A 25,065-nucleotide genomic window follows, 5' to 3' on the forward strand; every position below is an offset into this window, starting at 1 on the left:
GCTATTTCACACCCAGCCACAGGGCCATCAGGCCGGGACGGCTCTTCACGCCGAAGCGTGTGTAAAGAGCTGTCACATATTTGTGAAGGGTGGTCACCTGCTGGCCGGTGGACATCGCGATTTCCTTTTCAGCCAGACCGTTCAGCAGTCCCCGCAGGATCTGCCGCTCCATCGGGCTCAGCAGCTTGTCGCCCATCATGAGCCCGTTTCCCAGAAACAGACGGCGGTGCAGCTCGGGCACGCCGCGCACCGCATCACCGGCCAGGGTGGCCTCGCGGAGAGTGAACAGCCGGGCGGGGGGCTTCGCGTGGAAGCGGTCGATCAAGAAAAGGGACTCGTGATCCGGGCCTACGGGAAAACCGACCAATATCCGGTCGGTGATGCCGCCGTCCTCATAATAGCGTTTGTAATGCGGGGTTTTCTTGAACTCCGCGAAGTCGAGGAATCTCTTGTCCCGGATCCGGAACACCCGGAAATGGCCGCAGCCGGACATGGATGCCCGGCTGTCCATGCCGACATGATCCTCCTTCTTCTCCTCGTGCGAACGTTCGTAGTAGGTCGGGGTCAGCTTGCCATAATGTTCCGTATCGTAGTATTGGGCGAGCTGCTTCCTGTATGGCTCCGGATCGGGTTTCAGGGCGACGCGGTCACGCAGGCGCCAGCCCAGGAACGCGTCCTTTTTTCCTTCCTTGCCATGCAGCACGCGCACGGCGCCGATCCAGATCACGTTGTCGGCGTCGATGGCTTTCGAAATCCATTCCTGGAGATCCGTCAGGGCGGCATCGGTCTGGCTCGCGGGATATCCTGTGAGATGCTTCCAGAGATCGAAGGCGGAATCGCGGACGGAGTTCGTGGCTGGCATGAGGGGTGGAGGGGGAATGCCGGCGCTTTACGCGAAGGGGTCGGGTGAAAAACAAAATATACCGCACGAAGCTAATCGGGATATCCGGTGCGATGTTCAAGCCTGATCGGTTTTTATTTGGGGCGGAGCCCGCGCGGGTCTGGCGAGGTTTCGCCCGCAAAGAGCGGATCCGGTGTCCGCTGCATGTGGACCCGCGGGTGGCGGGGAACAGAAAGAGCGGCTCGTCTTTCCAACTCTGGAAACGTATTTGTATCAAAGGAGCGGAGGTGCGATCGAATCCCTCGACAAGATCATGATCGGAGGGTGCAAAAGACATGACCTTGGGAGGGAAATGCATGATATTCAGGCCGCTGGCTCGTTGGATTCCTTATAGCTGCGTTGGGAACATCGATTGCTGGATGAATTGCGACAACCAAAATTCCACCATGAACAATACCCAATCCTGCATCGAAGCATGCAACAAACTCCTTCGCGGGGAAATCTCCGCCGTTGAAACCTATACCCAGGCTCTGGGTAAATTCGACAACTCGAACTCCCGCTCGATATTACAGCAAATAAAGGAAGACCATCAGAGAAGCGCGGACACGCTCCGCAGCCATCTGTCCGAAATGGGGGCGACGCCCGATTCGGAATCAGGCGCATGGGGCAAGTTCGCCCAGGCCGTCGAGGGCGTGGCCACGCTTCTAGGCAAGTCACCTGCCGTAGCGGTCCTCATTCAAGGTGAGGAGCACGGAATCGATGAATATGAAGAGGCTCTCAATGATCCGGGGGTGATGACAGAGATGAAGATCGTCTTCCGTGACATTCATATTCCACGGCTGCAAAAGCATGTCGCTCTGCTGGAGGCGCTGCCCACCTGAGAAAACCGGAAGCTTTGCATCCGGCAGGGAGAGGACGGCTCCGACAACGACGCTCCTTGATTATGGATCTTATGAAACCGGATTCGACAGTTCCGGTTCGCGGATGCGGTCAGCGGACCCGGTTGGAGGCCACCACACGTGCCTTCAGCAGGGTCCGCATGTGTTGCAGCGCGGCACGGTTCGCCGCATCGCTTTCAGAAGCGATGCAATCATGGGGGATGATGAGCCGATAGTCGCGCATGTAGGCGCCATTGGCGGTATAGAGAACGCATATGTCTCCCGCGACTCCGGACAATACGAGAGTGTCCACACCCAGGTATCCGAGCAATACATCGACCGATGTGGAGTAGAATCCGGAATGCTTGGGTTTCAATACGAAATAGTCGGCGCGGGAGGGCAGGAGGAGCGTTGCCGGAAAAAAGTTCGATCTGCTCGCGAAAATCGGTCTGACACCGGCCGAAGTTGTCATTGACATAAATGACGGGCAGGCCGACCGCCTGAAAACGCTGCTTCAGTTTGGCCAGTTTTCGCGCGGCGGGCAAGGCATGGCGGAGGAGGTTGTCGCTTCCGACGAAGTCGAAGTCGTTGATCACGTCGATGAGAAGAAGGGCGGAGCGGGCGAGGGCGGGAGATTTCATTTGGGGAATGAAGCGCACTCCCGTCATTGCTCCAGAGGAAAAATGGGTCCGGGTTTACAGTGCGGTTTGCAATCAACGACCGCTGAAAAAGTGCAGAACTCCCTGCTTTCCCCGCTGTTCGATCTAACATATTTAGCTTGTGATATAGACATGGCATTGGGTTTCAGTGCTTCCGGCGGTCCCGTACATGGTGTGGCACGTCGCGTGATGGGGAACGTGCGATCTTACGCTGACTTTGCTTATGGATGTTTCCCAGTTACCCCATGACGTTCCTGATGACGGCGGCTTGTCCGAGGACGAGAAGGCGATCTTGGGAGAGCTCCAAAGCTCAGGACTTCCACGCAGGGAATTCCTCAAACTGGTTTCCTATACCGGAGCCGGAGTGATGGGAATCCAACTTCTGGCGGAACGGAAAGCCTATGCCGAAGCGGCGTCGATCGCATCCGAAACGGCGGGCATTGCCGAGGCTTCCACCTCCTCCATCCCGGTCCGCCTGCATGTCAACAAGGCGATCCATGATCTGAAGCTTGACCCTCGGACCACACTTCTGGACGCCCTCCGCGAAACACTTGCCCTGACGGGTACCAAGAAGGGATGTGATCATGGACAGTGCGGAGCCTGTACCGTGATGGTGGACGGCAGGCGGGTCCTGTCCTGCCTCACTCTGGCGGCCCAGGCCGAAGGGAAACTGGTCACTACGGTAGAGGGCCTTGCCAATGGTGAGGAACTCCACCCCATGCAGGATGCGTTCATCCGTCATGACGGATTCCAGTGTGGATATTGCACTCCCGGCCAACTCTGTTCGGCGGTCGCCCTGTTGGATGAGGCGAAACGCGGGGAGGCGAGCTTTGTCACAAAGGATCTCCAACAGCCACCACATGAGCTGACGGATGATGAAATCCGGGAACGGATGAGCGGGAACATCTGCCGCTGTGCCGCTTATCCGCAGATCCTGGCAGCGATCCGCGAGGTCCAGTCCGGAAGGAAAATCTCGCAAACCTGGGGATTCGCCACGGAGGAACAACTGGCCGGAATCGGAAGGGAGGGTTCACATGAAACTGTTTGAATACCATCGCGCCGTTTCTGCCGAGGACGCGGTCAGGCTTGTGAACGACCGCCCGGAAGTCCGCTTTCTCGCCGGAGGGACCAACCTGCTGGACCTGATGAAGGATGGAATCCGGGACGCCAGCGATCTGGTCGATCTGACCCGCGCCGGGATGACGGAGATTGGAAAAAGCAAAGACGGTCTTTCCATCGGCGCACTGGTGACCAATGCGGATACCGCGAATCATCCGTTGGTCCGCAGCGGATATCCATTGTTGTCCCGCGCGATCCTCGCAGGAGCGACCATGCAGATCCGGAACATGGCCACCAACGGAGGAAACATCCTGCAGCGGACCCGGTGCCCTTATTATTACGACATGGCGATGCCATGCAACAAGAGGAAGCCCGGCAGTGGCTGTGGCGCTCTCGAAGGATTGAACAGGACCCACGCGATCTTCGGGGCCGGCGATTCATGTGTCGCGGTGCATCCGTCCGACATGGCCGTCGCTCTCGCCGCTTTGGATGCGACGGTCACGGTGCTCGCTTCCGATGGCCAGGCCCGCTCGATACCTTTTGCCGAGTTCCACCGCCTGCCGGGTGAAAATCCGGAGCAGGACAACAACCTGAGGAAAGGCGAATTGATCGTCTCGATCGAGCTGCCTCCGCCTGTTTTCACCAAACACGTGTATTATCTGAAAGTGCGTGACCGCACGAGTTATGCCTTCGCGCTGGTGTCCGTTGCCGTGGCGATGGAGTTGGACGGAGACGTGATCAAGGCCGCGCGTGTCGCGATGGGGGGAGTCGCCCACAAGCCATGGCTCGCCACGAGGGCTCAGGATGTCCTGCGGGGCAATCCCGTGACACCGGAATTGTTTGAAAAAGCCGCCGCTGCGGAAATGGAGGGCGCGCGGCCGCTTGCCCACAACGCCTACAAGGTGGAGCTCGGGCGGCGTGCCATCGTCCGCGCCTTGCGGGAAGCCGCCGCCGTCGCATGAACCACTGATATTTGAAACAAGCCATGCGATACATCGGAAAAGAAATGAAACGCGTCGAAGGGGTGGCCAAGGTCACCGGCCGCGCCCGCTACGCTGCCGAGTTCGAGCTGCCGAACCTCGCTTATGGCTATCTATGCGAGTCTTCGGTCGGCCGGGGGCGTATCGCGAGTCTTGATGTATCCGCTGCCGAATCCGCTCCGGGGGTTTTGAAGGTCATCTCCCATCTCAACCTGCGAGATCTCCTGCCCCAGCCGGAAAACCAGGAGAAAAAGGAAGGAGTGGGTTTTTCCGCCTTCCGCAGTCCGGAGATCTTTTTCAACGGACAGCCCATCGCCCTCGTCGTGGCGGAAACGTTCGAACAGGCGCGCGCCGCATCCTTGCTGATCCGGGCAAAATATGAGGAGGACAGGCCCGAAACCGACATCACGAAGAAGCTGGAGACCGCCAGGCCCACGAATCCCGACAAGGCACCGCCGGAACGTGGCAACTTCGGCAAGGCTTTCAAGGATGCTCCCGTCAAGGTGGAGGCGGAGTATCACATCCCCGTCGAACATCACAACCCGATCGAGCCACATGGAGCAACCGCTTTCTGGAAGGATGGCAAGCTGAGGGTTTTCGACAAGACCCAGAACGTCCACCAGCTCCGGGACTACCTTGCTGGGCTATTCAAGATTCCCGCCGAAGATGTGGAGATCACCGCGCTTTTTGTAGGAGGGGCGTTTGGTTCCTGTCTTGCCGTGCATTACTACACCCCTCTGGTGGTGCTGGCCGCACGTGAGGCGGGCAGGCCCGTGCGGCTTTCCTACACCCGTCGGCAGATGTTCAACGGCCACGGCTATCGTCCTGATACGTGGCAGAGGATTTCGCTTGCGGCAGGGGCGGAGGGACGGCTCACAGCGCTCTCGCACCGGGTGGTCGTGAATACCTCCCGCTACAGCGATTACTCGGAGGACTTCGCAGTCGTCGCGCGGCTGGTGTATGCATGTCCCAATGTGAAGACGCTCTTTCAGAACGTGGTCACCGATTTGCAAACCCCGGCTCCCATGCGTGCGCCGGGGGCGGTCTCCCAAATGTTCGCTCTCGAATGCGCGATGGACGAACTCTCCTACGCCTTGAGAATCGATCCGCTTGAACTGCGGCTGATCAACTACGCGGAAAAGGATCCCGAAACCGGCAAGCCCTACTCAAGCAAGGCGCTTCGCGAGTGCTACCGGCTCGGCGCTGAAAAGTTCGGGTGGAAAGACCGGAAGCCGGAACCTCGCTCGATGACCCGCGACGGCATGCTCGTCGGCTGGGGAGTCGCGACCGGAGTCTGGCCCGCGCTGCAGATGAAGGCCAGCGCGGCCATCACCCTCCATGCCGACGGCACAGCCAATGTCCGCAGCGCCACCACGGACATCGGCCCGGGAACCTATACGGTAATGACCATCATTGCCGCCGAACACCTGGGCATCGAGGCAAGCAAGGTGAAGTTCGAACTGGGAGAATCGAAATTTCCCAAATCCCCGGCACAGGGAGGCTCGTGGACCACGGCAAGCGTCGGCTCCGCCATCCATGGCGCGGCGGAAAAAATCAAATCACGCCTGCTGGATCTGGCGAAAAAACAAGAGGGCTCCCCGCTTGCTGATGCCGGAGTCTCCCAGGTTGCGATGTTGGATGGCCGGCTCCACCTGTCTTCGGATGTTTCCAAGGGGGTGGCCATATCGGAATTGATGGAGGCCAACGATCTCAAGGAGATCAGTGAAACCCATGAAGCCACGCCTTCGCCCGAACGGGATAAATACACCTGCTATGCCCACGGCGCGCAGTTTGTCGAAGTATTGGTCGATCCGGATCTCGGCACGGTGAAGGTCAGCCGGGTGATCGAGGTCACCGCTTGCGGGAAAATCATGAGTCCGACGACCTCCCACAGCCAGGAGATCGGCGGGGTGGTATGGGGGATCGGCATGGCCCTCCAGGAGGCGACCGAAATCGACCATCGTTACGGCCGCATCATGAACGCGTCGCTGGCCGACTATCATGTGCCGGTGAATGCCGACGTCCATCAGATCGAAACCATCTTCGTGGAAGAGGATGACAGGATCGTGAATCCGCTCGGTGTGAAGGGCATGGGAGAGCTGGGACTCGTGGGAATCCCGGCCGCCATCGCGAATGCGGTTTACCATGCCACGGGCATCCGGGTCCGGGACCTTCCCATCACACCTGACAAACTCATCTACCAACGGTCATGAAGTCGCTTCTGGAAATACTGGGAATCGCCTGTGCGAATCGCGGCAAACCCTGCGCCCTCGCCACCCTTGTGGGGTCGAGCGGCTCGACCTACCGCAAGCCCGGCGCGCGCATGCTGGTTCTTCCGGAGGGGACCGTCCGGGGTGTGTTGAGCGGCGGTTGCCTGGAGGAGGAAGTGGGAAGACTCGCCCTTGGTGTGATTTCAAGCGGCCGGTCCCGTCTCGTCACATTTGACACACGCAGGCTCTACGGTTGCGATGGATCGGTGGATATCTTCATCGAGAGGATTCCTGCCGACGAAGGGCAGGGAAACTTCCTCACCCGCATGGACGAAAAATTCCGCGCCCGCGAGATCTGCCGCACCCGGACATGGTTCGGAGAAGGGGAAGGGCATTCGGAGATTCTTCCGGACGCCGCACTGGTGGTGGAGCGCGATGATACGTTCGTGCAAACCATCCCGCTCCCGGTGAGGCTGCTGCTGTTCGGCCAGGGGCCGGAGGTTGCTCCGCTGCGTTGGTTCGCCACCGGCCTCGGCTGGCAGATCCACCCTTACGCGCAGCCGGGGCATTTTCCCGAGGACATCCGGGGAGACGGGCAGACCGTCGCCCTGATCATGAACCACCACTTCGGTCGGGATCTTGCCTCGCTGGAACGTGTCCTGCCGCTGGCCTTGCCCTATGTGGGACTTTTGGGACCGCGGCGGCGGCAGGCGGAGCTGCTGGGGCATCTTTGCGACCTACCGAATTTCATTACGGATTCGCTTGCGGCAATCCACGCGCCGGCGGGTCTTGATATCGGAAGCGAGTCTCCCGAGGAGATCGCGTTGTCCATCCTGTCGGAGGTTTCCGCCGTCCTCTCCCAGCGGAACGGCGGTTTCCTGCGCGAGAGGACCTCACCCATTCATCAATCCACCTTGAGAGGAAAAGAAGCATGACCGGAATCGTTATCATCGCCGCAGGAGAGTCCCGGAGGTTGGGCCAGCCGAAACAACTTGTGTTGTGGAAAAGCATACCCTTGATCCGCCACGTCGCACGCGTCGCTCTCGAAGCATCCCTCGGTCCTGTGACCGTTGTATTGGGAGCGGTCGACGAAGAGTGCAGATCCGCTCTTCAGGGGCTTCCGGTCCGTGTTGTCCGGAACCCTGACTGGGCGTCGGGGATGGGCGGCTCCATTGCCATGGGCGTGACTTCCCTGATGGAAAGCAAACTGTCCGATATCATCGTGATGCTCTGTGACCAGCCGTTGATCAGCGCGGACCACCTGAGGAATCTGGAAGAGGAATCGCGGCGCACCGGTTACGGCATCGTCGCCACACGATCCGCCGGAGTGAATGGCCCGCCGGTATTGTTTCCTTCGTCATTTTTCGTCCAGCTCCGGACACTGCGGGGGAATCAGGGAGCTCGCTCGCTGCTTCATGCCGCACCTCTCTTGTCATGGGTGCCGTGTCCGGCCGCCGCATGCGATCTGGATACTCCGGGAGATCTGTTGGAACTGAGACAGCGCGAGGCCGTTTGACTCCCCGCGTTATGCAAGAGTGCCGGTGGGGATATATCTTCAAGCGGAGCGGCGGGCCCTCTTTGCGGCGGTTTTTTTAGCCGCGGGTTTCTTCGCCGCCTTCTTCGCTTTGGGTGGGGATTTGGCGGATGTCGCCGCGGTTTTTTTGAAACTCCGCTCCAGGTAGCCCGCAAGATCGAGCACCTTTCCTTTTGAATCCTCATCGTCTTCCGCGTCCGGTTGTTTCACGTCGTCCACAGTTTCACCGCCTGAGATCTTTTTCTCGATGAATTCCATCAAGGCATCCCGGTATTCGTCATGATATTCATCCGGCTTCCATTTGGCCGTCATTTCATCGATCAGCTTGGTGGCGAGGCTCATTTCCTTGGTGGCGGGTTTCCATGCGCCGTCGGAAGACGAGGGCAGTTCCAGTTTGGCGGAGCTGCGGATTTCCTGCGGGAATCGCAGGAGCATCAATATCAGCACATCATCTCTCACGAACATGGCGGAAAGGTATTCCCGGGTGCGGATGACGACGCGGGATATGCCTGCCTTGCCACTTTTGCGCAATGCCTCCCTTAGCAAGGCATACGCCTTGCGGCCACGCTTTTCAGGCTCCAGGTAGTAGGGCTTGTCAAAAAGAAGGGGATCAATGTCCGCCAGGGACACGAAGTCGGTGATCTCGATGGTTTTCGTCAGCTCCGGCTGGACGGCCTCCAGATCTTCATCGGAAAGAAGGATGAACTGCCCGTCGTCATGTTCATAACCCTTCACCAGCCTGTCCCACGGAACCTCCTCCCCTGTGTCGGCGTTCACCCTTTCATAGCGGATGCGCGCGTGGTTCTTGCTGTCCACCATGTGGAACTGGATGTCCGGCCTCGCCTCCGCGCTTGTCAGCGAGACGGGGATGTTGACGAGGCCGAAGGCGATGGCTCCTTTCCAGATCGAGCGTGGCATGGTGGGGGATGTCTTGCATTTCCCATTCCAAGCCACCGTCGCCGCAACGGCGCGGGATACTCAGTATGGGAGGGGGCGGAATGCAACAACTCCGTCCCACACAGGGGGCGAATTGCACCCGCATCATTCCTGCGGCCTCCGGTATGAAATTTATTGTTAAGTTCCGCCTCCGGACATGCATGTAATCCGTATGCATCTGACAAAAAACCTGCCAATCCCCAATTTCGCGGCCATTGCCGGAGCCGTCTGCCTGGCCTTGACCTCCCTGCCCGGTTTTGCAGCGGACCATTTCACCGACTGGCCCGAGGGTTTCTCGCCGAAGCTGGTCGGAACCCGCGCGACCGACCGTTTCATCGCCAAGCTAAAGGCCAGGGCGGAGTCCGGCAAGAAGGGGGAGATCCGTTATCCTGAGGTGATCAACTGGTATGGCGCGCTGACCTTCGCGAAGGCCAACGGACTTGAGGACAGGGCCAAGGCGTTGATCGAGGCGGCTGATCCTCTTTTCAAGGAGGAAACCCATGTGATGCCTCCTCCGAATCATGTGGACCGGAACGTCCTCGGCTCGCTGGCGGCGGAGATTTTCCTGCAATCCGGAAGCCAGCGCGCCCTGGAGATCGCGAAGAACTATGCGGACATCCAGTGGCTGCCCACCGGGGAGATCATCAGCAAGGGAGCCGCCGAAGCTGGCAAGCCACAGGGAGGATTGAGCTGGCGGTTTGATGAGGATGCGAAGAAATACATGGAACAGGGACTCACCTGGCAGACCCGGTTCTGGATCGATGACATGTACATGATCACCATGGCCCAAGGGCAGGTGTTCCGTGCGACGGGAGACAGGAAATACATCGATCGCGCTGCGAAGGAAATGGTCGCTTATCTGGACAAGCTGCAGGAGCCGAACGGACTCTTCTACCACGCTCCGGACGTGCCGTTTTTCTGGGGACGCGGGATTGGCTGGATGGCGGCGGGGATGGCGGAACTCCTGACCTCGCTGCCGGAGGACAATCCGGACCGCGCACGCATCCTCGAAGGATATCGCAAGCTGATGGCCACGCTCAAGGACACCCAGGGCAAGGATGGCATGTGGCGGCAGCTTGTGGACGATCCGAAATCATGGCCCGAGACGTCGTGCACCGGGATGTTCACCTTCGCGATGGTCACCGGAGTGAAGAAGGGCTGGCTGGACGCGGATGTCTATGGGCCGGTTGCCAGAAACGCCTGGATCGCCTTGGCAGGCTATGTCCATGGGAATGGCGACATCTGCGAGGTGTGCGTGGGAACGGACAAGAAAAACAGCCGCGAATACTACCTGAAACGTCCCCGTGTGTTCGGCGACATGCATGGACAGGCTGCCCTCTTGTGGAGCGCCACGGCATTGTCGAGATAAGAGGGGTTTTTCTAACGGGCCACCGGAAGTGCGGAAGTAATTCCCCGTTTCCGGTGGTGAAATCCATCAAGGAAGCTCTCTGCCACCGGACAGCTTCCACTGCAGAAGCGGAAGCGTCACCTTCGCGCAACCTTCCGCGTTCGGGTGGACTCCATCCTGGACGTAGGATTGGAAGGTCGCGGGCGATCTGCCTTGCAGGGCGGCCCAGTTCGCCTGGTGGTCGATGAGAAGGAGTCCGCGCCCGGCGGCGACGTCGCGATACATCTCGTAGTAGGCGGCGAGGTTGGGGCGGAGGGAGGCGGACTGGTTGCTGCCCGTAGGCGAGTTCCACACGGTGTTCATGGTTTGAAGGATGATTTCCACCTGCGGGTTCTGCTGTTGGATGGCCTGGATCATGGTTTCCAGATTCGTCTTCGCCTGCTGGACGCTGAGGGAAGGAGTGCCGTCGCTGTAGAGAAATGCGTCGTTCATCGCGAACTCGATGAAGACGGTGTCCGGATTGCGGTTGAGGACTTTGGTTTGAAGCTGGGCCAGTCCCTCGGCGGAGTTCTTGCCGCTGAGGCCGCTGTTCACGATGGTGAACTTGTTGGGATATTTCGCGGAAAGCCAGGCGCTCATCTGGCTGACCCATGCGCCGCTGGCGGTGAGGCTGGTGCCGTAAACGACGATGGTGCGGTTCTGTCCGGCGGCGAGAGCGGTGACGAAGGCGGCGGGATCCGAGTGAAGGGCGATCCGGAAGAACCGCTTGCCCGGCTGCTGGGGTGCGACGAGCTGGAAGTTTTCAAAAACATCCGAGGCTGGTCCCATGGTGATGCCGAACCGCAGGAGGGAGGGGGTGTAGACCGGCTGGTGGATATGCAGGTCGAAAATCTCGCCGTCCGAATGCAGGTTGAAATAATCCGGGTGGCTCCGGATGGCATCGAAAAACGTGGAGTTCGACACCAGGGGATTCAGTCCCACTTCCACCTCCCGGATATCGCTCACGCCATCGTCATCGGTGTCGTCATCGGCGGAGACGGGGGCGAAGCCGACGGCGTCCGCGATGACATAGCCGTTCGCCGCCGTGGTCATGATGGTCACGCTCTGGACGCCCTTGAAGAGGCCGAGGAGATTCCATTTTCCGCCGTTGCTTTTCTGGTCCACCAGGATGGTGCGGGTGCCCTTGGCATCGACGACGCGGACGGGCACGTTCGAGGCGCGGTTGGTGTGGGAGGTCCAGCGGAGATAGACGCGCTGGACGCCGGTCACCGATGCGGGCGGTGTGTAGGCCACCTGGTTCGCGCCCTGGCCGGTGTTTCCATCATGGATGTAGTCGCTCCCGATGTATCCCGTGGTGCTGGTCCCGGAGGTCCATGTGCCGGTGACGGTGACGCGCGGGGTGTCCGTATTGTCCACAACGATCTCGGGAGATCCGGCGGAGGGTTCTCCCAGAGCCTGGCCGGCGGCGACCAGCACGGGGCGGAGTTTCGAATAAGGAACCTGCTGCACGTCCAGGTTGTCACGGATCGCGAGGTCCGCTCCAAGCGCGGCGGATTGCGAGAGGATCATGAAGACCGGCTCCATGCGGATGGACCCGAACGCCATGTGGCTCGCGGAGAGGCTCCATGGCACGAGCAGGTTCCGGCACTGGCCGGCTTTCGGAACGATCGACCGGTAGGAAACGGGATAAGGATTCCCCACCGCCATCTGCACGTCCCCCTCGTTTTTCACCACACCGTTCTTCACATGGCGCTGCGTGTGGTGGGAGTCCATGGCGTAGGCCGCCAGGCCGATGGAATCCGCCGCGACCGACTCGCCGCTGCAATGGCGCTGGTTCATCACGTAGTCGGAAACCATGCGGCGCGCCTCGCGCACATAGAGCTGCCACGGCCAGTTGCCGTTGTCGGTGAATTCGTCGGCGGGAAGGCCCCATTGGGAATAATTGGTGCGGATGTTGGACGGTACGCGAGCGTGGTTCTGAAGCGTCCAGATCAGGCCGCGCTGCCAGTTTTCATGCTGCTTGGCGAGGGCGAGCCGCTGGTCGTGGTTCAGGGTGGTCCAGTTCCAGCCGGGGCCGTAATTTTTCCCGATGTAGTCGGTGGAGATGCCGCCGTTGTTGTTCGAGTCGGTCTTGCGGTTCGGCATCAGGTCGAATTTGAAGAATCCCGACGTCTGTCCCGCCTCGATGGCGCGGAAGAGAAGTTCGTAGTCCGCCTCGTTGTAGCCCGGTGGTTTGGGGATCGCCACCCGGTTCGCGGGCACGTCGGTGAGGGCCATGCGGAAACAATAGGCCTGGAGCTTGTCATCGCCGGCTCCGTCGGCACCACCCGCGGTGGCGTTCACCCCCGGAAGCAGGCCGCTGGCGGCATTCCCGGCGGTGACATAGGGATCGATGCCGTTGGGAAGCTGGTTCTTGGTGGCCCTCGCGGATTGGATCCCGCTGTAGTCCTCGCCGTAGGTGGCGTTCGCCTCGCGACCGACCGTGAAGGAGACTCCCGCGCCGGGGAGCAGATCGCCCTCGTAGCTGGCGTCGATGAAGATTTTCCCGGCGAACTCACGGCCATCCTCCAGCCGGATGTGGTCGATTTTCCCGCTGCTGGAAACGACACCGTTGCCGAGATCCAGCCGACCGGTGACGACCGGAACGTTCCGCTCCTGGATCATCGTGAGGAAAATAGACTCCGCGACCTTCGGCTCGAAAACCGAGGCGACCTGCGTGGTGGCGTTGAACGCGGGCCCGCCCTGCCCGGCGTTTCCGTAAGCCGAGCGGGACTGCCAGTTCCATGCGGCGTCATTCTGGTAGTGCTGGTAGACGCGGTGGTAGAACTCGCGGCTGAGGCCGCCGAGGATGGAGCTTTCCCCGAGGTCGGTCCAGCCGAGGCCGCTGGTGGTGAGCCCGCCGAGGTGGGGCGTCGGTGAAATGAGGACGACGGAGCGTCCGGACTTCGCCGCTTGGACCGCGGCGATCACGCCGCCGGATGTGCCGCCATAGACGACGATGTCATAGGACACCGGCGCGGCCGCGGCGTGGGCGGCCATTGCTGTGAGTAAAAGGAAGTATTTCAAGGTATTGCGATTTTGAATCTCGGGAAACGCCGGTGAGGCGGGGGCAAGGGATGGTGGAAATATTCTGTCGGATTACCAAAGCGGTCGCAGATGACACGAATCCGCCCGGCAAGCCAAGGATGGGGTTTCAGGGATGGTTGTCCGGGAGCGTCACACGGAGGAAGTTTTTCCCAACCGGCAGTTCGATCTGGCGGTTGATCGTTTCAAGCATTCCCCACCCGGCGAGGTCCTCGCTTTGCTGGATTTCGAAGATGAGGTTCACCGGGGTACCGGCGGTGCCTTCGAGGACCACACCGCCGTTTCCCAGTCCGAGGATGCCGGAAGCCGTGTAAAGGCCGAACCAGTCCGGATGCGCCTGGATACCGGAGATCAACGCGGCGTCCGACACGGACGGGTCCAGTCCGAGGACCGCCTCCTGGGCATCCGTCAGGCCGTCCTTGTCGATGTCGTCGTCCGGCACCGCGATGTGGGGTGTCACATCGGCGAAAGTCTCTCCAACCCTCAGCTCGTCCACCCGCAGCGTGCTGCCGTCCTGCCCCGCGATGCGTATGCGGTCGAAGTCGAAGTTCGCTCCATCGGTGGTCGCTGCGGCCGTCGTGGGAGTGCCGGAAAGGAGAGGATCGACGAATGTCTCCACGCGGTCCGTGCCGTTCACCCCTCCGGCTTTCGTGAGCTTGAGGACGATCAGATGGGTCGTTCCGAATACCCCGCGCTGGGTGTTCACGTTCGTTCCATTAAGGTTATTGGTAAGATAAATGTTCGCCGTGGTCGTCGTGGTGGGACTGCTGATGGAGAACGTCTGCTGGGTCTGGCGGTAGAACGAGACGCCCTCGAACTTGGTGTTCGCCGAAGGAAGGTTGTAGAGGAATGAGATCCAGACATTGTTGCGGGAGCCGCCGGCGAGCACCCGCAGGTTGCGGGTGGTGGCGGTGCCGGTGGTGTCGGCGGAAAGGCCGCCTGCCTCCAGGATGTTTCCCTTGGAGTCCGTGAAGCCCAGTCCCGTCGTGCCGGTGATGACCGGATTCCCATCCTGATACCAGGCATCCGCCCAACCGCTCCCTCCCGCCTGGGTGGTGAGTGACGAGGCCGCCGTATAGGCGAACGACTCCTGGGCGATCGGCGCGGCGTTGCAGCATAATGGGAGGGTGGCTGCTGCCAGCCATAAAAACGGGTTTTTCATAAGACTGGATCGGCGGTGGAGAGGGGAATGAGGGGTGTGGTTTTCAACGGACTCCGACGCGACGGGGAACACGGGTTTATGCGGTTTGACAGGACCGACTTAGCATCGTTTCGGAAAATAACCCTCCCGCCACCTGATCCTTGTCACGCCAGATGACAGGAGGGGATGCTCGCAAGGAACAGCTCCGGTGGCATGACCGGAGCTGTCTCGTCGGCGGGGCGGCGGGTGATTGGAATCACTGGGCCTCTTCGATCTTCACCCGGAGGAAACCTTTGCCCGGAAGACCTTCGGAAGCATCAAGCCGGAAGCGGCGGTATTCGTAGGCTGCGGGCAGTCCCGACGGACCGGTGGCCGGAGGGGCCTCGCTGGAGGCGCTCGTGGCAAACGCAAGGTCAAGAGAACCCTCGATCGTGTACCGCACGCCGTCCGAGACGGCTGACAATGGCGAACCGGAAAACACGGGGGATCCACCGGCCTTGCGCACCGCGATGGTGAGTGTCAGTTCCTTCTGCGTGTCCGTGTCGGTGTCCTGGATGGCGATCGCATGATAGCCTTTGTCCGTGCCGTTGTCGGGCGAGCCGTTCAGGGCGAACTCCACCAGGTTGCTGACGCCGTCGCCATCCGGATCCGCATTTTTCCCGATGATGGCGGCATTGATTTCACCGGGGAAAAAGCCGCCGATCCATGTCTCAAAAGGTTCCGCAACGTAAACGGCGGTCGAGAGTTTTCCGGTGGCCTCGGTGAACGTCCACTCGATGTCGCCGAGTATCATTTTCCAAATCCCCGAATTGGTGGCGGTTTCCGCGAATGGGGCCGCCCAACTGGTCACGGAGAAGGTGGGGCCGTAGGTGAGGCCCGCCAGTCCGCCGGCTTTCACCAACGTCCACGAGTTGCCGGGAGCAGGATTGGCTCCGGAAACATCGATCCGGAGGGTTCCATCATATTGAAGGCTGCCTGTCCCGCCCACGGAGTTCGTCACACCGTTCTCCAACGGGTAGAGCTGGAGTTCTCCCGCCTCACCGATGATGAGACTGGCTCCCGTGTTGATGATGGTGTCGGCGGTATGGATGTTGTCACCGGTGAGCGTCTGGGGAGCGGTCCCACCGATGACAAGTTTCACGTCGTCCTGGATTTTTCCGGGGAAGCTGCTCGCCGTGGTGGGATTGAGCGTCAGGGTGGATCTTGTTCCTCCGGAATTCCTGACGATCGGAGGATGGTTTCCACCCACACCGCCGAGACCCGCCACCGTTTGATTGAATCCGGCGAGGTCGAAGGTGGGGGAACCGCTCGCACCGGCGGTGTTTCCGACGATCAGGTCCACGGTGGTCGGCAACTTGTCATTGCCGGAGATCACGACGCTTCCACCGTTCGAGTAGATGCGGGTCGGACCGGTCCACAAGCAGGTTCCCGCGATGGTGATGGAATCGAAGAAACCATCTCCGGCGCGGAAATACGGGCTCATGCCGGGAACGGCTTCGGTAATGGTTCCGGTTAGAGTCAGACTGGAGGCGTTCTGCACGCCGATGCGGGTGGTGCCGGAGGTGCCAGGGGTTCCCGAGAGGACGATGTCGCCCGCCCAGGTGTTGTCGGTTCCATGGGCCTGCAGCGCGCCGCGCTGGTTGAAGGATCCGCTGTAGAAATAATTGAGGTTGATGTGGCCCGGGCCTGCGACGGTGATGGTCTGGCCGCTGCCATCGGTGATGCCGCCCGAGAGCACGAAGGTGGCGTCGTTCGCGACGGTGATGCCGCCGGTGGTGTCGTCCGCCACATCCTTGATCACCGCTCCGGCGGCGATGGAGAGGGTGCCGGCATAGGTGTTGCCGGTGTTGGAGAATTTCGCGATACCCGCGCCGCTTTTGGTGATGCTGGCATTGCCCGTGATGCCACCCGCACCGATGAAGGCATAGGCGTTGGTGTCGAAGTCTCCGGTGTTGCTGATGGACAGCGAGAATGGAGAGCGGTTCGCGGTGAGATTGACGGTGTTGATCCCATCCACCGCATCAACGAGACTCGGGAATGCCACCACGGCGGGTTCGGAATAAGCGGTGCCGTTGGTGTTCCAGTTGAGAGCGGTCGTGTCCCAGTCGCCATCACCTCTCGACCAGGTGAAGGAGGTGGGGGAGCCGGTGTTCACGGTGATCTGGATGGATGATCCGGTATCGACGGGAAGCCCGCTGAGCGTGACCCCCAAAGGGAGATTGCCGATGACCGGCGTGCCGCCGCCGGTTTTCGTGGTGTAGGTCAGCAGGGTGATGGTGGTGTTTCCCGGGATGTTGGTTTCACCGAGGTCGATGGCGTAGTTGGCATTCGCATTGAGGGTGCCGATGGCAAGCGCGGGTTGGTTGGCCGCGTTGAATGCTCCGAGGTCGAACTCGAGTCCCGCGCCGGTGTTGAGCGAGACGGAGCCGAGCGAGGATGGGGCGGCGCCTGACGAACCGACCTTGAGACGGGCGGTGCTGTTGACCGTCGTGGCCGTGATGGCGCTGTAGGGGGCGGTGATGGCGAGTTTTCCCGCGTTGACGATGGTGGGCCCGGTGTAGGTGTTCGCGCCGGTGAGCGTGAGGGTGCCCGCTCCTTCCTTGGTGAGTCCTCCGCCGCCGGTTCCGTCCAGCAATGCCTGGGCGAGGACGACGTTCGCGTTGTTTCCGGTGACTCCGTTGGTGTCGATGATCGCGCCGCCGGCTTTGATATAGGCGGAATCCAGGCCCGCCATGAACTGGGCCGCATTCGTGGTGGTGGCCAGCACTTTGAGGGTTCCTCCGTTGAAATTGAATGTCGAGTTGATCGCGCCGCCCGCGGATTCGGTTCCTTGGAAAACACGGCCGAGTGTCAGGGTACCGCCGTCGAGGTTCACGCTGGCGGTGCAGTTGGTGTTCGCGGTTGCGGCGGCCGGGCCGAAGCGCAGGGCTCCGCCGGCGGTCTGGTTGTTGATGTCACCGCTGGTGATGTCGACGCTGGCGGTTGAGAGCTGGCCCGCGGTGTTGTTGCCGATTACGATGTTGCAAACGGCCGAGTCGCCGTTGGCGAAGTTGACGGTGCCTCCTGAAACTTTCAATCGATGGGTGCTGGTGTCGGCTACGGTGGATCCGACCACGAAACTTCTCGAACATGACAACAAGCCGCCGGGTTTCACATCGAGTGTCGTGCCGTTGCGCATCTCGAAGATGCCGGTGCCGGCGTTTTGCAGGACGGCCCCGCCGTTGGGGGTGCCTGATCCCAGGTTTAGGGTGCCGCCGCCGAAGAGGCCCGTCGTTCCGGAGGTGCCGCCCTTCTTGAGGGTGAGGTGGTCGCCCAGGGTGGCGGTTTTGCCGGCTGCGATGGTGATGAATCCGTCGGTGTTGGCGGTTCCCATCGTGATCGTCCGGGCGTTGGCCGCCTGTAGGATGAATCCGGAATTGCTGAAAGTAATGGATGATACCCCCACAGTCTGGCCGGTGGCGATCGGACCACCGACCGTGACCACGTGGGTTCCAAGATCATCCGCCGCTTGGAAGGTCGCGGTGTCTCCCGCCGCCCATGTGGAGTCGGCGGTCCCGGTGTTCCAGTTCGGGCCATCGGTGAGCCATGTGCCGCTGCCGGCGGTGACTGAGGCCCCGTCACCCGGGGTGACATCCCAGATCTTGGGGGCGGCGTGGACGCCGGTGGTGAAAACGAGCAGTGCGAGGAATGGGTTTGTTTTTGATTTCATTGGGTTTGGATCTCTTTAGTTCATTGAAGGGCGGGTCTCCCGGGAATCGGGATGGGCCTGGAGCGGGAAGTGGTCAGGGCACGACATTCAGGCGGAAGAACTTCCTTCCCTCCGCCAGCGGGGCGACGTAGCCGACCGGCAGTTGGATCAGCTGGACTCCTTCGTGTTCTTCGACAGGAGCGTGCCGGGGGAGCACCGGAGTATCGCTCCAGTGAAGGAGGTCTTCAGACTCCTGGACGGAATACCCGAGCCCGGCGGCGGCAGTTTGCCGCTCGAACTGGAAATACAGAGGGGCTCCCTGCGTGTGGATGATGGACGTGCGCGGCCCGCTCTCCCTGCCGCTGAAAAAACGGAGGAGATTGACGACACCGCTGCCATCCGGATCGGCGAACGGCCCCGATATGGAAGGGGTCGAAAGCTGGGTGGGGTTGAAGCGGTTCAAACGCCAGGAATCAAAAGGATTGTCCCGCACGACGATGGTTGCGGAACGGTTTTCCTCCGCCAACAGATAGGAGTCGCGGGTGGAAAGCCGGAGAACGAGGGTCTTCTCCCCCTGTGGCAGGGCCGGGGAAATGGCGGCAAGCGGCAGCTTGAACTCACGCCTGCCCGCAGCGATGGTGACCGATCCGGCGGGTTGCGGTTTCAGTCCGGAGGGATCGGCATTGCCTGAAATTTCGTAGAAAACCTGCAACGGAGCGGCGGTGTCGCCCTCGCGGGTGAAGATGACCGCCGCCGGAATCGTGCCGCCGCGAATGGTGCTCGGAACAGGGGTGGAAATCCCCACCGTAGGCAACTGGTCCACGCGTGTCCACATGGCGGCGTCGGCGATGACGTGGCCGTTCACGCCGGTGTTCGACAGCAAAAGGTTGCCGCCGGTTCCCGCGTTGAAGGAGAAGACACCGATATCGAACCAGACGCCGCCGTTCGCCTGCTGGTTCACCGTGCTGTTGGCCACGCCATTGCCGTGCGTGAGGGTGATGGGGACGTTGGTGGCGCGGTTCGCGTTCGAGTTCCACCGCAGTGAGACCCGGTAGTTCCCGCTTGAGGGGATGACGGGGGTGAAGCGGACGGATTTCTGGCCACGTCCTTCGCCGCCGTCGTGAAGGTAGTTGGTGGCGTTGAAACCGGGGGTCGTGGAGGAAGCTGTCCAGCTGCCCGTGATGACGACCCCGGTGGCATCCTCGGTATCCACGATGGTGCCGGAAGCCGCCGCGAGATCGAGCACCTGACCGTCGGCCCGGAGTGCCGAGGCAAGTTTTTCGTAAGAGACCTGCTGCACGCTGGTGCCTTCATTGATCGCCAGCGCGGCGGCGGTGGCCGCGGACTGTCCCATCGTCATGAAGACCGGTTCCATCCTTGCCGAGCCGAAGGCCATGTGGGAGGTCGAGAGACACCAGGGGACGAGGAGGTTCTCGCATTGGCCCGTCTTGGGGATCAGCGAGCGGTAGGAGATGGGATAAGGGGCGGGCACGGCCGCTCCCACGCCGCCTTCGTTTTTCACCGTCCCGTTGTTGTTGAAGAGTTGGGTGTTATGGGAGTCCATCGTGTAGGCGGCCATGCCCACGGAATCCGGGGCGACCACCGTGCCCGCGCAGTTCTTCGTGGTCATCACGTAGTCGGACACCATCCTCCGGGCTTCGCGGACGTAGAGTTGCGGCGGGAAGTTTCCGGTATCGGTGAATTCGTCCAAGGGCAGTCCCCAGCCGGAGTAGAGTCCCTTAGCTCCTACCTTCGCCAGCACCCGTGGGTGGTTCTGGATGGTCCAGATGAGACCGAGCTGCCAATAGGCGTGTTCTTCGGCGAGCGCGGCCCGTTCCGCATGGTTGAGTGTGGTCCAGTCCCAGCCGGGGCCCCAGTTTTTTCCGATGTAGTCGAGGGAAATGCCGCCTGAATTGTTGGAGTCCGTCTTGCCATTCGGCATGGCGTCCATTTTCAGGAACTGGGTTTGGCCGGTTTCCACGGCTCGCAGCACCAGTTCGAAATCCTCGTCCCTATAGTTCGCGGGTTTCGCGATCATGACACGGTTCGCGGCGTTGTTGGTGAGACACATCCGGTAGCAGTAAGCCTGGAGGTTCCCGTCCGCCGTGCCGTTCGCCGCGACACCCGCCCTGATGCCGGGGAGCAGGCCGCTCGCGGGATTTCCTTTCACCTTGTAAGAATCGAGGCCGGCGACCACTTCGTTACCCGCCGCGTTATACACCCCGTTGATGGTTTCGCCATAAACCGAATTCGCCTCGCGCCCGACGTGGAAACCCACTCCGGCTCCGGCCATTACATCGCCTTCATAGCTGGCATCAATGAACATCTTCCCCCTGAACGCGCGGCCATCCTCGAGTTTGATCGAGGTGATCCGCCGGCCGTTCATCGTCACTCCGCCGGTGAGGTCGAGCAGACCGGTGAAGATCTTCACGGTGGTCTCCGCAAGCATGTCATCGTAGATCTTCGTCGCCACCTTCGGCTCGAAGATGTAGCCAAGCTGGTTCGTTTGATCGAAGGCCGCCATGTGCTGGCCTGCCATCGACTTCACCGAGTTCCAGTTCGGCTGTGCCGCATAGTGGAGATAAACGCGGTGGTAGAACTCCCTGCTGAGTCCTCCGATGATCAGGTTTTTGCCCAGATTTTTTCCCATGTCCGTCCAACCCAGTCCGCTCGTGGTGAGACCGCCGAGGTGGGTGGTGGGAGAGACCAAAGCAACTTTCTTTCCCATTTTCGCGCCGGCCACCGCGGCGGTCACTCCGCCGGAGGTGCCGCCGTAAACGACGACATCGAACTCCTCCGGGTGGGCGGATGCGAATGCGGTGGAAAGCGCGAGAGTGAGAAAAAATACGGAGCGGGGCAGGGAGACGGGTTGCATGGGAAAATCTGAAAAAACCAGGTCTGGCCCAAGGGTTTCATGGGCCGGATCTTGGGGTGGTTCTCAGGGCTGGATCAGGGAAACAGCCGCTCAACCGCGACGGCGGCGCAGGAGGCCCAGCAGTCCGACACCGCCGAGGAGCGCCGCGGAAGGCTCGGGTACCGCGACGATCTGGGCCATGTTCAGGAAGCCCCGCGTTTCTGTCTCGGTGCCGTCCACGGCCACGAACAACGATTGATTCGCAGCGAGCGAAATATTGAAAGCGACGTAGTTCTGCCCATCGGCAAAGCTCTCGTATTGGTTCGTGTAGGCGGCGTTGGTGTAGGTCGTGTTGGCCTGGAATTCCGAGGCCGCCGTGTTGAAGCTGGCAAAGGTTCCGGCCGACGATCCGGTCGTTGCATAGAACGTCATTCCTCCGAGAGTGATGGCGTTCGAGCTGGTGTTCCGCCCCATGAGGTAAACGATGTAGTCACCGGCAGTCAGACCATCGACGCGGAAGCCGATCGCCGAGGCCGTTCCGCCGAAAAAGGCGTCCCTTCCCACGGCGGTGGAGCCGAGCCTGCTGTCTCCATAGATGGATCCGGGAGTGAGCAGGCTTTTACGTCCGCTTGTTCCTCCTCCGCTGCCGGGCAGGGTGAGGGTGGAAACGGCGGTCGAGTAGTCGATGGTGTTGCTACCCGCAGCGGCCTCCTGGCCGAGCGTCAGGGTGACGCCTGTCGCGGTGGTGCCATCGGAATAGCTGAGGGCGGAGTTCGGAGCGGAGGTGGTGATCGTGTTCCAGATTGTCTCTCCCGATCCCACTGCGTTTGTGGCATGACCGGGACTCAGGGTGAGATAACTTCCCGTGGCGACGGGGCCGGGGCTCGCGGCGGTGTTGGATTCGGGAACGCCGGTGTTGATGGCAGGATTGCCGAAGTCGAGCATCAGGCTCGCCGCGGATACGGACTGGGAGGTCCAAACGACGATGGACAAGAGGGTGGAATGGAGGGTTTTCATGAGTTTTGGATTTTCGCCCGGAGTCGGGTTGATCCGGGTGACAGGGACAAATGCGGCTCTCACGATGCAACTTAGCATTCCTCCGGACATTTTTTCCGTCCCGGTGCTAATTTTCCACGCGGTGAATGCATTTGAATGTGACGGATTTCATGCCTACTCCATCATCCATCGACGAAAACGACCACACCACCAAGGTGCAGGGGCTGTTCATCCAGCACCAGCCGGAGATCCGCGGCTTCGTGCTGGCGATGATCCCGAATTTTTCGCTCGCGGACGACGTGATGCAGGAGACGTTCCTGATCGTGACGAAGAAGGCGGCATCGTTTGAAATCGGCACGAGCTTTGCGGCCTGGGTGAAGACGATCGCGCGCTACAAGGCGCTTGAGGCGATCCGGGCGAGGAAGTTTGACACGCTTTCGGAAGAGGTGCTCGAGGCGCTCGGGTCGGAGCCCCACGAGTTTGCCGGAGATACCGACGAGCGGCTCGTCCTGCTGCGCGGCTGCCTTGACCAACTGGCTCCGCAGGCCCGCCGGTCCATCGACTATCGCTATCAGAATGAAAACCTTCCACCCCAGATCGCGAGCCTTATGGGGTGTACGGTGCAATCGGTGAATGTCACGCTTTCCCGTGCGAGGACTTTCCTTCGGGAGTGCGTCCAGCGCAGGATGGCCTCCAACCCCAACCTAAGCCATGTTTGACGGAGACAGACTCGAACGATTGATCTCGGCCCATTTCGATGGTGTGCTGACGGCGGAGGAGCGTGCCGAACTGGAGTCCATGCTGCTTTCGTCCTCGAAGGCGCGGCGGATTTTCCTCGATCACGCGGACTTCCACGGACTGCTGCGCGACCAGGCGATGCAGGCGGGCGGTGTGAGGTGGTTGGAAAAGAAGGCGGAGCCGCGTCGGACGCCTTCCCTTTTCAGGAACCCCGCATGGCTGGCAGCCGGACTCGCCGCGTGCGTGGCGGTCGGGTGGTGGTTTCTGCCGAAGCCGGCAACGCCGCCTGAGACGGCCCGGATCACCCATCCAGCCGATGATGGGGTGGCTCTTCTGTCGATGGCCGTGGATGTCGAATGGAACGGAAGATCCTTTTCCCAAGGGGAGGCCCTGCCGAAGGGACTGCTGAGCATCAGCAAGGGGACGCTGCGGCTGGATTTCTACAGCGGCGTCAGGGTGGTGCTGGAGGGGCCTGCCAGGCTGGAGTTGCTGACGGCGGATCTTGCCAGGCTGGATGAGGGCAAGCTCACCGCCAAGGTCCCGCCACCGGCGCAGGGATTCACGGTGCTGAACGGCAACCTGCGGGTGGTGGACCGGGGCACCCAGTTCGGTATGAGCGTGAACGGTACGGAAAACTGCACGGTGCATGTGTTCGACGGGGAGGTGGAGCTCCAGGGCGAGGTGCCGGAGGCCACAGCGCGGAATTTGTTCGAAGGTGAGGCGGTCTTGATCAACGCCGGGAAGTCCACGCCCATCAGCGCGGACCGTCGTTCGTTCGCGGATCCGGCGGGCATCCTCCAGGCCGCATCGAGGGAATCCGATGCCCGCATGGAAAAGTGGCGGGAGCAATCCGAAGTCCTGCGCAAGGCATCCGGGCTGCTGGCTTATTTTGATTTCGAGGAACTGGACCTCCCGACCATGACCCTGCCGAACAGGGCCTCGGGGGCGAGCGCGGACTCCAACGGCTCGGTGATCGGCTGCGAACCGCTTTCGGGACGCTGGGATCGCAAGGCGGCCCTCGGTTTCGCGAAAACCAGCGACCGGGTGAGATTTCGTGTGCATGGCGCCAGCCCGTCCCTCACGCTCATGGCGTGGGTGCGGGTGGACAGCCTGCCGCTGGACCACAACGCGCTGCTCTCCATGGCCCCTGGCGAGGTGGGGGAAGTACACTGGAAGCTCGACCGTTCCGGACGCATGCTCGTCGGCCTGAGGGCGGACGACAGGCAGGAGTATCAGTCATGGGAGCGCCTCGAAAGCCCCCAGGTGGTCACGCCGAACGACTTCGGTCGCTGGATGCATCTGGCGACCGTGATCGACTCGGAACATGCTGAGATGCGCCACTACGTCAACGGCCGCCAGGTGGCGGACGGTCCTCTCGGCCGGCGGACACCCGTCAAGCTCGGCACGGCGAACCTCGGCAACATCGATTCCACCTGGTGGAACACGCAGCCGGTGCGGAACTTCAACGGCCGGATGGATGAGTTCGCGCTCTTCACCCGGGCCCTTTCCTCGGAGGAAATCGCCGCGATGCGGTGAGCGGGGATGCCGGGTGGAAATCAATGCGAAAGGCGTCTGACACCGGTCAACCCCTCCGCCAATGATTAGTGGGAGTTCGCCGCCGTGCTCGTCTTGAAACCCTTCAACGCCGGTTGGGTATGGAAGGTTTTCGCAAAGCGGTTCCACATGTTGATCATCCCCACCGCGAGGTTGAGGTTCACGAGTTCTTCTTCAGTGAACTGTTGCTGGGCGCGGGCGAAGAGTTCGTCAGACGGGCCGCCTTCGGTGAGCTGGGTGACCGCCTCGGTCCATGCGATGGCGACCTGCTCGCGCTCGCTGAAGACCGGGGTTTCCTCCCACACGCTGAGGAGGTGAAGGCGGGTGGGGTGTTCTCCGTCGGCAAGAGCATCCTCCACGTGCATGTCGATGCAGAAGGCGCAGCCGTTGATCTGTGAGGCACGGAGCTGGATGAGATGCCGCAGGCTTTTTTCCAAGCCGCAGTTCTGAAGGTAATGTTCCACGCCGTGGAGGGCCTTGATGGCTCCAGGACCGTATTTCAGATAGTCGAGTCGTGTGTTCATGGTGATGTTTTTCAGTGGGTGGTTGTCCGGACTGTTCCGGG

At 61.1% G+C, this 25,065-nt stretch carries 18 protein-coding genes; 9 read left to right on the top strand and 9 right to left on the bottom strand.

All coding sequences use genetic code 11. From position 1 onward, the window contains the following. Nucleotide 1 precedes the first annotated feature (1 nt). Nucleotides 2-862 (bottom strand): response regulator transcription factor, encoded by an 861-nt coding sequence (locus tag JIN84_RS15365; RefSeq protein ID WP_200351925.1) that lies wholly within the window; start codon nucleotides 860-862, stop codon nucleotides 2-4. A gap of 425 nt (nucleotides 863-1,287) precedes the next feature. Here JIN84_RS15365 and JIN84_RS15370 point away from each other — a divergent pair, with 425 nt between their 5' ends. Continuing rightward, nucleotides 1,288-1,722 carry a DUF2383 domain-containing protein gene (locus tag JIN84_RS15370; protein WP_200351926.1) on the top strand — a complete coding sequence of 145 codons (435 nt, stop codon included), beginning with the start codon at nucleotides 1,288-1,290 and terminating at the stop codon, nucleotides 1,720-1,722. Nucleotides 1,723-1,831: 109 nt separating this feature from the next. Here JIN84_RS15370 and JIN84_RS15375 read toward each other — a convergent pair whose 3' ends face one another. Then, on the bottom strand, nucleotides 1,832-2,095 hold the full coding sequence (locus JIN84_RS15375) for an isochorismatase family protein (protein ID WP_200351927.1): 264 nt from the start codon (nucleotides 2,093-2,095) through the stop codon (nucleotides 1,832-1,834). 506 nt (nucleotides 2,096-2,601) lie between these two features. Between JIN84_RS15375 and JIN84_RS15380 the strand changes: the two genes are divergently transcribed. From JIN84_RS15380 to JIN84_RS15400, 5 genes are read left to right on the top strand one after another with little or no spacing between them, the layout of a single operon-like run. After that, a complete protein-coding gene (locus JIN84_RS15380) occupies nucleotides 2,602-3,426 on the top strand; it encodes a 2Fe-2S iron-sulfur cluster-binding protein (protein WP_234043480.1) in 825 nt (274 codons plus the stop codon). Beyond that, nucleotides 3,413-4,399 carry an FAD binding domain-containing protein gene (locus JIN84_RS15385; RefSeq protein ID WP_200351928.1) on the top strand — a complete coding sequence of 329 codons (987 nt, stop codon included), beginning with the start codon at nucleotides 3,413-3,415 and terminating at the stop codon, nucleotides 4,397-4,399. The genes JIN84_RS15380 and JIN84_RS15385 overlap by 14 nt, the downstream gene beginning before the upstream one ends. Before the next feature lie 44 nt (nucleotides 4,400-4,443). Then, entirely contained in the window at nucleotides 4,444-6,630 is a 2,187-nt protein-coding gene (locus JIN84_RS15390; RefSeq protein ID WP_200351929.1) for a xanthine dehydrogenase family protein molybdopterin-binding subunit, read from the top strand. Beyond that, entirely contained in the window at nucleotides 6,627-7,562 is a 936-nt protein-coding gene (locus tag JIN84_RS15395) for an XdhC family protein (protein ID WP_200351930.1), read from the top strand. The genes JIN84_RS15390 and JIN84_RS15395 overlap by 4 nt, the downstream gene beginning before the upstream one ends. Beyond that, a complete protein-coding gene (locus tag JIN84_RS15400; RefSeq protein ID WP_200351931.1) occupies nucleotides 7,559-8,143 on the top strand; it encodes a nucleotidyltransferase family protein in 585 nt (194 codons plus the stop codon). Before JIN84_RS15395 ends, JIN84_RS15400 begins: the two co-directional genes overlap by 4 nt. A 39-nt stretch (nucleotides 8,144-8,182) precedes the next feature. On the opposite strand, the gene ku is transcribed toward JIN84_RS15400, so the two are convergent. Then, nucleotides 8,183-9,079 carry a non-homologous end joining protein Ku gene (ku, locus tag JIN84_RS15405; RefSeq protein WP_200351932.1) on the bottom strand — a complete coding sequence of 299 codons (897 nt, stop codon included), beginning with the start codon at nucleotides 9,077-9,079 and terminating at the stop codon, nucleotides 8,183-8,185. Between the two features lie 190 nt (nucleotides 9,080-9,269). On the opposite strand from ku, the gene JIN84_RS15410 reads away from it, so the two are divergent. Next, entirely contained in the window at nucleotides 9,270-10,466 is a 1,197-nt protein-coding gene (locus JIN84_RS15410; protein WP_200351933.1) for a glycoside hydrolase family 88/105 protein, read from the top strand. 66 nt (nucleotides 10,467-10,532) lie between these two features. Here the strand turns inward: JIN84_RS15410 and JIN84_RS15415 are convergent, their stop codons facing one another. From JIN84_RS15415 to JIN84_RS15435, 5 genes are all read right to left on the bottom strand, one after another. Beyond that, nucleotides 10,533-13,511, bottom strand: coding sequence for an FAD-dependent oxidoreductase (locus JIN84_RS15415; protein ID WP_234043481.1), 2,979 nt, complete (start codon nucleotides 13,509-13,511; stop codon nucleotides 10,533-10,535). 127 nt (nucleotides 13,512-13,638) lie between these two features. Further along, nucleotides 13,639-14,691 carry a hypothetical protein gene (locus tag JIN84_RS15420; protein WP_200351935.1) on the bottom strand — a complete coding sequence of 351 codons (1,053 nt, stop codon included), beginning with the start codon at nucleotides 14,689-14,691 and terminating at the stop codon, nucleotides 13,639-13,641. 235 nt (nucleotides 14,692-14,926) lie between these two features. Further along, nucleotides 14,927-18,379, bottom strand: a complete 3,453-nt coding sequence (locus tag JIN84_RS15425; RefSeq protein WP_200351936.1) for a beta strand repeat-containing protein — start codon at nucleotides 18,377-18,379, stop codon at nucleotides 14,927-14,929. A gap of 73 nt (nucleotides 18,380-18,452) precedes the next feature. Beyond that, on the bottom strand, nucleotides 18,453-21,233 hold the full coding sequence (locus JIN84_RS15430; protein ID WP_200351937.1) for an FAD-dependent oxidoreductase: 2,781 nt from the start codon (nucleotides 21,231-21,233) through the stop codon (nucleotides 18,453-18,455). A gap of 90 nt (nucleotides 21,234-21,323) precedes the next feature. After that, a complete protein-coding gene (locus tag JIN84_RS15435; RefSeq protein ID WP_200351938.1) occupies nucleotides 21,324-22,229 on the bottom strand; it encodes a PEP-CTERM sorting domain-containing protein in 906 nt (301 codons plus the stop codon). 149 nt (nucleotides 22,230-22,378) lie between these two features. Here JIN84_RS15435 and JIN84_RS15440 point away from each other — a divergent pair, with 149 nt between their 5' ends. Next, on the top strand, nucleotides 22,379-22,927 hold the full coding sequence (locus tag JIN84_RS15440; protein ID WP_200351939.1) for a sigma-70 family RNA polymerase sigma factor: 549 nt from the start codon (nucleotides 22,379-22,381) through the stop codon (nucleotides 22,925-22,927). Then, complete coding sequence (locus JIN84_RS15445) at nucleotides 22,920-24,482, top strand: LamG-like jellyroll fold domain-containing protein (RefSeq protein ID WP_200351940.1); 1,563 nt, start codon at nucleotides 22,920-22,922, stop codon at nucleotides 24,480-24,482. Before JIN84_RS15440 ends, JIN84_RS15445 begins: the two co-directional genes overlap by 8 nt. 65 nt (nucleotides 24,483-24,547) lie before the next feature. Here the strand turns inward: JIN84_RS15445 and JIN84_RS15450 are convergent, their stop codons facing one another. Beyond that, nucleotides 24,548-25,024 carry a carboxymuconolactone decarboxylase family protein gene (locus JIN84_RS15450; RefSeq protein ID WP_200351941.1) on the bottom strand — a complete coding sequence of 159 codons (477 nt, stop codon included), beginning with the start codon at nucleotides 25,022-25,024 and terminating at the stop codon, nucleotides 24,548-24,550. Between the last annotated feature and the right edge of the window lie 41 nt (nucleotides 25,025-25,065).

The organism is Luteolibacter yonseiensis (genome assembly GCF_016595465.1).
Classification (GTDB): Bacteria; Verrucomicrobiota; Verrucomicrobiia; order Verrucomicrobiales; family Akkermansiaceae; genus Luteolibacter; species Luteolibacter yonseiensis.